At 54.5% G+C, this 9,254-nt stretch carries 6 protein-coding genes; 3 read left to right on the plus strand and 3 right to left on the minus strand.

The features are described from left to right. Positions 1 to 304: 304 nt before the first annotated feature. On the minus strand, positions 305 to 1,282 hold the full coding sequence (locus L692_RS0108995; RefSeq protein WP_025699136.1) for a LacI family DNA-binding transcriptional regulator: 978 nt from the start codon (positions 1,280 to 1,282) through the stop codon (positions 305 to 307). A gap of 104 nt (positions 1,283 to 1,386) precedes the next feature. Then, on the minus strand, positions 1,387 to 2,841 hold the full coding sequence (gene gtfA / locus L692_RS0109000; protein WP_025699138.1) for a sucrose phosphorylase: 1,455 nt from the start codon (positions 2,839 to 2,841) through the stop codon (positions 1,387 to 1,389). 315 nt (positions 2,842 to 3,156) lie between these two features. Between gtfA and L692_RS30560 the strand changes: the two genes are divergently transcribed. Both L692_RS30560 and L692_RS0109010 read left to right on the plus strand, forming a co-directional pair. Further along, positions 3,157 to 6,111, plus strand: coding sequence for an ABC transporter substrate binding protein (locus L692_RS30560; RefSeq protein ID WP_198027730.1), 2,955 nt, complete (start codon positions 3,157 to 3,159; stop codon positions 6,109 to 6,111). Positions 6,112 to 6,215: 104 nt separating this feature from the next. Beyond that, positions 6,216 to 6,608 carry an HD-GYP domain-containing protein gene (locus L692_RS0109010; protein ID WP_025699140.1) on the plus strand — a complete coding sequence of 131 codons (393 nt, stop codon included), beginning with the start codon at positions 6,216 to 6,218 and terminating at the stop codon, positions 6,606 to 6,608. Between the two features lie 99 nt (positions 6,609 to 6,707). On the opposite strand, the gene L692_RS0109015 is transcribed toward L692_RS0109010, so the two are convergent. Then, complete coding sequence (locus L692_RS0109015; protein ID WP_025699141.1) at positions 6,708 to 7,391, minus strand: Crp/Fnr family transcriptional regulator; 684 nt, start codon at positions 7,389 to 7,391, stop codon at positions 6,708 to 6,710. Positions 7,392 to 7,542: 151 nt separating this feature from the next. Here L692_RS0109015 and hcp point away from each other — a divergent pair, with 151 nt between their 5' ends. Then, positions 7,543 to 9,189, plus strand: a complete 1,647-nt coding sequence (gene hcp / locus L692_RS0109020; RefSeq protein WP_198027731.1) for a hydroxylamine reductase — start codon at positions 7,543 to 7,545, stop codon at positions 9,187 to 9,189. Positions 9,190 to 9,254 lie beyond the last annotated feature (65 nt).

A 9,254-nucleotide genomic window follows, 5' to 3' on the forward strand; every position in this document is an offset into this window, starting at 1 on the left:
CAGGAAGAAAGCCTGAAATTGTGCATCTTTTGGCCGTGTGAACACCTCCCTTGTAGCACACACCTGCGTAGATACAGTTTTTTCCGCCACTTGGTCTCCCATTCAGCTAAAACGGCCTCCAATACCTGCATAAATTCAGGAATTCTCGATGTATGAAGGGTTTGGATTTGAAAAGCCTGCACCTTTTGCCCATCTACCAGAACGCTGAGCTTCAATCCAAACAACGCGGCCTCATCCCCTTGATCCTGGAGCGTCAACGAAGTACACATCCATGCTCACAGCAATATGCTTCAACACCTTTTGTCTACGTTGTCCCGCCTTGGACCAGCGTAACAGGCAGTATGTTTTCCATCGGCACGGCATCGCCCCGCACCTGCGCCATGATGAGATCAACCGCCCTTTGGCCCATCTCGGCAATCGGCTGGGATACGGTTGTGAGATCGGGTGAGAACAGGCCGCGGAGCGAAATGCCGTCGTAGCCGACAATCTTGATATCCCGGGGCACCCGGCGCCCGCTGGCGAGGCATGCTTTAAGCGCATAGGCCGCGATGATATCGCTGCTGGCAAAGATGCCGTCCACATCGGGATGCTCCTCCAGCAGCCGCTCTGCCAGCCGCTCGTATTCGGGAAAATCGAACCCGTGCAGGTCGGTATGCATTTCCACATGCTGCAGGCCGCGCCGCCCGGCGATTTCCTCGAAGGCGTCAAGCCGTTTAAGCGCCAGCAGATCCGGATGGGGATGGCCGCCGATATGGGCGATTTTGCGGCAGCCCTTGTCGGCCAGCAGCGCAGTTGCCAGCTCTCCGCCCTTGTAGTTGTCAGAGCAAATATACGGAATCTCGTCGCTGATCCGCCGGTCGAACGTGACCACAGGCAGGTGAATCTGGCGGTAGTCCTCCACCTCCAGGGTGTGGCTGCCCAGGATAATGCCGTCGACTCGGCTCGCGCGCAGCATATCGATATATTCCGCTTCCTTCTGCCCGTTCAGACGGGAGTTGCACAGCAGCAGCCTGTACCCGTGGAGATAGGCATGCTCCTCGATATGGCTGATTAATTCGCCGAAGAAGGGATGGCCCGCATGCGGAATAATCAGTCCAATAAGATTCGATCTGGATCGGCTCAGCGAACGGGCCAGCTCGTTGGGGCGGTAATTGAGCTGCTCCATGGCGCTGTATACTTTTTTCTTCAACTCTTCGCTTAAATATCCCCGGTTATTCAGCACGCGGGATACGGTGGTAACCGAGACCCCGGCTTGTAAAGCGACGTCTTTAATGGTGGGCATAGGGTCGCTCCTGTCGCGGATTCCCGAAGAGGGAGCGCGCTCATCACCGCTTGGCGTGAAGCGCGTCCCGCCAGGAACCTGTCCTTAAAATATGGGGCTTAGGGTCACACTCCGGTCAGCAGCGTCTCTTCGCCGGTATGCTCATCCGTATAATGCACGGTGAACACCCGTGTGGCAAGGTCGGCGGACAGTACGGCGCGAAGCGGTCCGTTTCTCCAGATCAATTCTAATTTGGAGCCGCCCCCGTTGTCCACCACCGTCAAATTACCGTCAAAAGCGCCGTAGCTGTTGCGGAACTTCATCAGCGCGAACAGCCGCTTCAGCACGGGACGCTCCAGATTTTCCAGGGCCTCTTCCTTCGTGTAGTAATGGCGGTTGATATTGCGTCCGACTTTGGTCTCTTCCAGCAGCTCGATATCATTTTTGCCGGCCAGCAGCCCGACGTAGTAGACCTGCGGTATGCCGGGAGCAAAGAATTGAATGGCGCGGGCCAGCACATAGGCGTCGTCATCGTCGCCCAGGGCCGAATAGTAGGTGCAGTTGAGCTGATAGATATCCAGGTTGTTGTAAGCCATCGTATTGTAGACCCGCTTCACATTGGCCCCCTGGGAGAACAGGTTGTTCTTCGTCTCTTCGATTTCCTCGGGGGTCATCAGGTCGGCGGCGTCGACAACGCCAATGCCGTCATGCGTATCCAGCGTGGTGAACTGCTTGCGCGGGCAGATGTTCAGCCAGTGGGTCAGCCGTTCCGACTTGCCGCTGTACAGCGCATGCAGCACGAGCATCGGCAGCGCGAAATCGTATACCCAATACCCCTTCTCCGCAAGCTTCAGCTGGATGCTGTAGTGCTCATGGATTTCCGGAAGCAGCTCCGCTCCGTACGGCTCCAGGATCGCCTTGACCTCATCAAGCATTTCCCAGGTGTCCGGTTCGATAAAGAAGCAGCTTGTGCCCGGCTTTTTGGTAGCATATGCAAAGGCGTCCAGACGGATGATCGAAGCGCCCCGTTCGGCCAGTCCCTGAAGCTGTTCCTTCACGAACTGTTTCGTTGTTTCCGTATACAGATTGAGGTCGATCTGCTCCTCGTCGAAGGTGCACCAGATTTTTTCGGTCGTGCCATCGGCAAAAGTGACATCAATGTACGGCGCTCTCGGCTTGCGCTTGTAGATGGCGTCAACATCCTCCTGCGTCGGCTCGCCGCCCGGCCAGAAGTCCTTGTAGCGGATAAACAGATCGCGGAAGGGAGAGGCATCCTTGTTCTCCTGAAAATCCTTGAAATAAGCCGAGCTGCGGGAGATATGGTTAATCATGAAGTCATACATCAAATAGAAATCGCTTGCAATCTTGGCGACATCCTCCCAGTTTCCAAACTCGGGATCGACCTCTTCATAAGTAAGCGGGGCAAATCCGCGGTCGGCGGAGGAGGGGTAAAAAGGTAAAATGTGAACGCCTCCAATAATACCCTTGAAATGGGAGGAGAGCAGTTCGGCGGTCTCGCGCAGGTTCTTGCCCAGGCTGTCGGCGTACGTAATCAGCATGATCTCATTTTTAATGGTCAATGTTATCGGCTCCTGTTCTACTTGAAATAGTTGATAATTCGGAGAAAGAGCTGGAAGATACAATCAGTATAAAAGCGTTTACATCGTATGTCAACCGGTTAGCATATGAAAGTTCACAAAAAATAAAGACGGCCATTTAAATTTCACCACTTTCTTCCGACATATAGAAGGAGGTATAAATTTGGCCGCGAATTAGTATAATGTCGAAATTTCCCGTTTGCTCCTGCGAGCATGATGATGGGCATGAAGGAGTGGGTTATGCATATGGGAACAGGAATGGCGTATTCTCATAAAAGGCGCTTGTGGAGCGTAATATTGCTGGTTCTGCTCTTCGCGCCAATCCTGCATCCTGCAGATGTCCGGGCCTATCAAGCTGACACTCCCCAGCAGAATGTGCTGATTCTGCATTCCTATCATAAAGGATTCTCTTGGACGGACAATCAGAATGACGGCATAGAGGAGCGATTGAAGAGCTCAAAGGCGCCTCCGGTCATTTATACGGAATATCTGGACTGGAAGAGGTATCCCAATCAGGACAATCTGCAACGCTTTTACGAATTGATCAAGGGCAAATACTCAAAATTACATATCGACGCCATTATAACGACGGACGACCGCGCGTTCGATTTTGCAGTCAAGAACCGGGAAGAACTGCTGGATAACGCGCCCATTATTTTCAGCGGCATCAATGAGGTCGGCTATGACCAGATCAAGGACCACAAGAACATCACCGGCGTCATCGAGAATATCGACCCTTCCGAAACGATAAAAATGGCGCTTTACATTAATCCCTCCATCCGAAATGTCTATCTGGTGTACGATAACTCGGAGAGCGGCCTGTCCACAGCCCAATTGGTGATCAAGAAGCTTAAATTGATGCACCCTGAGCTGAAGCTCCATAGCATGAATCAACTGTCAGAAGAGGAGATCGACCGGACGGTCGCGTCGCTTCCTTCCGACAGCATCCTGCTCGCTACCACCTTCTACAGCGATGTGACCGGCAGGGTGACCGAGCTTGACCGGTTTTCAAGCGGAGTTGCGGCTATCAGCACGGTCCCGCTCTACTACATGTATGAATACGGGCTCAATCACGGCGCATTCGGCGGCAACCTGCTCAGCGGGAAGCTTCTGGGAGAGAAGGCCGCGAATGTGGCGCTTCGCGTCCTGAGCGGAGAAAGTCCGGACCGCATCGCCATCTCGTACGCCGGCACAAGCCGCAATGTATTTGACTACAACCAACTGGAGCGCTTTCATGTTAAAGTGAAGGACCTTCCGCCGGGCAGCGAGGTGATTAACAAGCCGTTCTCTTTTTACGAGACGTATCGAAGCTTTGTGCTGATCCTCATTGCAATGTTCTCCGTACTGATTGTATTCATCGCCGTGCTGCTGTTCCATGTCTCGGTGGTCAGAAGAATCCGGAAGCAGCTGGCCGAGAGCAACGAGAGGTTCACCCTGGCGGCTTATGGGGCCGACGCGGTAATCTGGGACCTTGATATGACGACGATGACCTATTATTTCTCGGACAGATGGTACGAGCTTCTGGGCTATGAAATCGGGGAGCTTGACGAGTTCTATGTCGGCTGGAGCGGCATTATCCATCCCGAGGATTTCGAACAGGAGGACCGGCAGCGCAGAGACCACCTGACAGGGCGGACGGCGTACTATTACAGCGAATACCGCATACGCGCCAAATCGGGTGAATACAAGTGGTTTCAGGCCAGAGGCAAGGTGCTGCGGAACGAGGAAGGCGGATATGTCCGGTTTGCCGGTTCGATGACGGATGTCACGGACCTTAAGGGTTACGAGAGCAAGCTTCAGATGAGCTACCAGGAGCTGGAGTCGACCTATGAGGAACTGACCGCCCTGCAGGATGAACTGCTGGAGCAGTACAACAAGGTGGTCGAGAACCAGGCGCTGCTTCAGGCCAGCGAGGAGAAGCACCGGCTTCTTGCCTATAGCGATGGGCTCAGCGGGCTGCCGAACCGGTTGTCCCTGACGGAGGAATTGAAGGAGTACATCGAGAAGAATGAAGACGGCAAGGCCGCGCTGTACTTTCTGGACATCGACAATTTCAAGTATATCAACGATACAATGGGTCATACCTTCGGAGACCGGCTGCTTATGCTGGCCGGAGAGCGGCTGCTGGGAAGGGCCCCGGATCAGAGCAGGCATTACCGGTTCGGCGGGGACGAATTCGTTATCCTGCTGAAAAATATGGAGCGGGCGGAGCAGACGGTGTTCTACGCCGAGGCGCTGATCCAGAGCTTCAAAGAGCCGTTTCAGCTCGGCGACAGCACCGTGCATGTCTCCATCAGCGTCGGCATCGCCCAGTATCCCCGGGACGGCAAGAGCGCCGAAGAGCTGCTTAAGAATGCCGATATTGCCATGTACAGGGCCAAACAGGCGGGCAAAGGCACATATGTCCTGTACGGACAGAATATGCAGCGGCATTTTGACGAACGGATGATCGTGGAGAAGCATTTGCGGGGAGCGATCGACAACAACGAGCTGTTCCTGAACTACCAGCCCAAGGTGTATCTGCATACGGGAGAGCTTTGGGGATTCGAGGCGCTGATTCGCTGGAACAGCCCGGATCTGGGCTTTGTCTCGCCCTTGTCCTTTATCCGGATTGCCGAGGACTGCCGCCTGATTGTGCCGATCGGGGAGTGGGTTCTGCGGAGAGCGTGCCTTTTTCTTGCGGGACTTCACCGTCAGGGCCGCGGCCCCTATCATATTTCGGTGAATATTTCGGTGATCCAGCTGCTGCTCGCCGATTTCGCGGATACCGTCCTGAGGATATTGCGTGAAACGGGGCTTGACCCCAGGTATCTGGAGCTGGAGATTACGGAGTCTATATTTATGGAATCTTTCGAGGAAATCAGCACCAAGCTGGAGTATTTGAAAAAATGGGGGATCGGGATCGCCCTTGACGATTTCGGGACGGGCTATTCTTCCCTCAGCTATTTGAAGCAGCTCCCGATTACAACGCTGAAGATCGACAAGTCGTTTATCGACAGCATCCCTGATGAGAACAGCAGCATGCCGCTGGCCGGCTCCATTATCGCCATTGGTCATGATATGGGTCTCAGCGTCACCGCGGAAGGGGTCGAAACGAAGGAACAGCTGGATTTCCTGGAGACAATGAAATGCGACAAGGTCCAGGGCTATTACATCAGCCGGCCGATTCCCGAGAATCAGGTGAAGTCCTGGATTCGGCAGTACGAACAGGAGAAATTGGATGCCCGGGAGCCTAAGAGAAAATCCAAATAATTGCATAAAATTTCTCGCATTTTTCATATCGGAGTAATCTGGTAGACGACAATAATTGATAATAATGAAGTGAAAACGAATCCAATTCAGATAGGAAATCAAACATGCTCAAGAAGCTACTGACCACCGGACCGCTCCTTATGCTGGCGATGTTTCTGTTCAGCAGCGCGGTCTTTGCTTCGCCGGTGGCGGGCAACCTAACCAGCGATCAGCAGGAAGCACTCAAAATTATCCTCCAGCATCATGAGCGGCTGGATGGCTCCGGCTATCCTTACGGCATCAGAGAAGAAGAGATTCTGCCCGAGGCCAAAATTATCGGCATTGCCGACACCTTTGACGCCATGACCTCCGACCGGCCTTACCGCAAGGGGCTTCCTCCCGAGGTCGCTATGGATGAACTGAAGCGGCTCTCGGGAATCCACTATGACGGCGAACTGGTGCAGTTGTTTGAACAAGCGTTAATTGCTGACGGGGTGCTGAGACCCGAAGAGAAATGACCTTCCTTAATGTCGGAAGGTCTTTTTTTGGGGCTGTGTCTTTTTGCATAAACCATCATGCCGAGTCGAGCGGAGAATATTGTCCCGGATGGAGAGTCTCTACTTGTCTTCGTAAAGCTCCTCCAGCTTCTTCCGGTCCAGCAGCGTGACCGTATTGCCTTTGAATGAAATCCAGCCATTGTCGCGCAGCAGGCCCATCTCCCGGGACAGGGAAGGGCGGGCGGCATTCAGGTGCTCGGCCCATTCCTTGCGGCTGAACGGCAGCTTGATCGTGTCCGCACCCTGGAAGTCCGCTTGCCGAAGCAAATCATGCACAACCCGGCGGCGGAGCGAACCGGCCGACAGAGTTTCAAGCTTGCGGTTGACCATGACGAGGCGCTCGGAGAGATTCTCCATATACCGGGCGAGCATGTCGGTGTCGGCCGCGAACAGGCGAAGCAGCTCCTGCTTGCCGATGAACATCACCGTGCTGCGCCCCGCAGAGATAATGGTGGCCGGGTATAGATTCTCCCTCCGGAACAGCACCGCTTCCCCGAAAGTCTGCCCCTTTTCCAGTCTGGCGATCGTTATGCCGCCTCCGCCGGGATGAATTTTGTGAACTTCCACCACTCCGGAGAGCACAATCCCCAGCCTGTCGGCTGTCTCGCCTTCGCTGATAATCATCTCGGACTTGCGAAAGTCCCGGACGCTGTACCGCATTGTCTCCAGCAAGACGTCAAGCTCCTCCACACTCTTCCCGCGAAAAAACAGACAGGTCTGCAGCACGCCAGGCTCGGGCTTCATCGAACTCCTCCAATTTTTGAAATAATTTTAGATAAACCGTAACAGTTGTTACCGATAGTTCGACGCCAGTCTACTACAATCAGTAGTAACAAGTAAAGTCACAGACGGCATACGGAAGAAAATGAAGATAAGGAGCGATTATTCAATGAGTATGTTTTGTTTTCAGTGCCAGGAGGCGGCCAAAGGAACGGGGTGCACCATTCAGGGGGTGTGCGGGAAGACGAGCGATGTTGCGGGTCTGCAGGATCTTTTGCTGTACACAGTGAAGGGAATCTCCATATATTCGGTAAAAGGCCGGGAACTCGGAGTAACCGACATCGCATCGGAGCAGTTCATTATCAAGAGTCTGTTCGCTACCATCACGAACGCCAATTTTGACCGCGACGGATTTATTGCCAGAGTCAGAGAAGGGATTGCCATTCGCGACGGCTGGAGAAAACGGCTGGATGGCTCGCTTGCGGCTCTTCCGCTAGGCGGCCATGACGCCGCGCTCTGGACGCCGGGCACCGATGAAGAACTGGAAGCCAAAGCGTCGGCTGTCGGGGTGCTCGCCACCGAGAACGAGGATGTCCGCTCCCTGCGCGAGCTGCTGACTTACGGCCTGAAGGGCATGGCCGCCTATATGGAGCATGCCGCAGTGCTCGGCTATTATGAAGCAAGCGCGCAAGCCTTCCTGGAGCGCGGACTTGCAGCTACATTAAACGATGAGCTGACGGCGGACGAGCTGGTCGGTCTCGTCATGGAATGCGGCAAGTACGGCGTAGACGTGATGGCGCTGCTGGATCGTGCCAACACGGAGACGTACGGCAATCCGGAAATTACGAAGGTGAACATCGGCGTCGGCGACCGCCCGGGTATTCTCATCAGCGGCCATGACCTGAAGGATATGGAAGAGCTGCTGAAGCAGACGGAGGGAACGGGAGTCGACGTATACACGCACAGCGAAATGCTGCCTGCCCATTACTATCCGGCTTTCAAGAAATACAGCCACTTTGTCGGCAACTACGGCAACGCCTGGTGGAAGCAAAATGAGGAATTCGCCAGCTTTAACGGCCCGATCCTGATGACGACCAACTGCGTCGTGCCGCCGAAGGACAGCTACAAGGACCGGTTGTACACGACAGGCAACACGGGCTATCCCGGCATCAAGCATATCCCGGACGGCCAAGACGGCGCTCCAAAGGACTTCTTCGCTATTATCGAGCAGGCCAAGACCTGTGCGCCTCCGACCGGAATTGAGAGCGGTGAAATTGTCGGCGGCTTCGCCCACGCGGCTGTGATGGGTGTTGCCGACAAGGTGGTCGATGCAGTAAAGACTGGTGCGATCAAGCGCTTCTTCGTTATGGCGGGCTGCGACGGACGGATGAAGAGCCGGAACTACTATACCGATTTCGCGCAGGCGCTGCCGGGCGATACGGTCATCCTGACGGCTGGTTGCGCCAAATACAAGTACAACAAGCTCAACCTTGGCGACATTGGCGGCATTCCGCGCGTACTGGACGCGGGGCAGTGCAACGACTCCTACTCGCTGGCTGTCATCGCACTGAAACTGAAGGAAGTGTTCGGACTTGCGGACATCAACGAGCTGCCGATTTCCTACAACATTGCCTGGTATGAGCAAAAAGCCGTAATCGTTCTGCTCGCGCTGCTCTACCTGGGCGTGAAGAACATCCACCTCGGCCCGACGCTGCCGGCCTTCCTGTCCCCGAATGTGGCGAAGGTTCTGGTCGATACGTTCGGCATCGGCGGCATCACAACAGTGGACGAAGATATGGAGCGTTTCCTGTCTGTGGTGTAAAAGTCGAGGCTATAAAAATAGACTCCAAATCCAAACATAAACAGGCCAGCCGGAATTCCGGCTGG

The sequence above is a fragment of the Paenibacillus forsythiae T98 genome (assembly GCF_000520735.1).
GTDB lineage: Bacteria > Bacillota > Bacilli > Paenibacillales > Paenibacillaceae > Paenibacillus_AQ > Paenibacillus_AQ forsythiae.